Here is a 516-nt window from a genome sequence, read left to right as displayed (position 1 = left end):
TTAAGTTCCTGCTGACTGTCTTCATCGACCAACAGCGTACCGCTAGGATCTAGCAGTACATAAGAATCCAAGGCAAAGTCGCGGGTAGCAGTAATAATACGTGCATCTAATACATCAAGATTCATCTGATCGAACACCGCCATCGTAACGGCAAACAGATTCATCTGATCTTGGGTATAGACAAAAACCTGTACCGCATCAAGTGCCAGCTCACGATGCTCACGCAAGACCACCAGTGGTGGACTATCCGCATTAGAAGCAAGCCCAATCGGTGGATGGTTCAAGATGGCTTCGGTGTGCCACAAGATATCTTCTGCAATCTCTCGCAAAAAGTACTCATCGCCCAAATCATCCCATAGTCGCAATACTTCATCGCGATTCATATGTTGGTTATTGACATTATCTAGCATCGCGAGCGCTTGCGCACGTGTGGCACTGATCATATCTTGGCGATTGGTAGGCGCATCGATATCGGCGCGCAAAATGCGCCGCGTCTGCGAGTATAGTTGTTTCATC

General features: G+C 47.9%; 1 pseudogene. It reads right to left on the bottom strand.

Annotation, left to right across the window (positions count from 1 at the left end):
* A pseudogene (locus ACS8FC_RS20910) lies at positions 1-516 on the bottom strand ([protein-PII] uridylyltransferase); the annotation flags it as partial.

The sequence above is a fragment of the Psychrobacter sp. 1Y4 genome (assembly GCF_051847555.1).
Note: the sequence above shows the minus strand (reverse complement) of the source record. Positions and strands in the feature narration are given on the sequence as shown.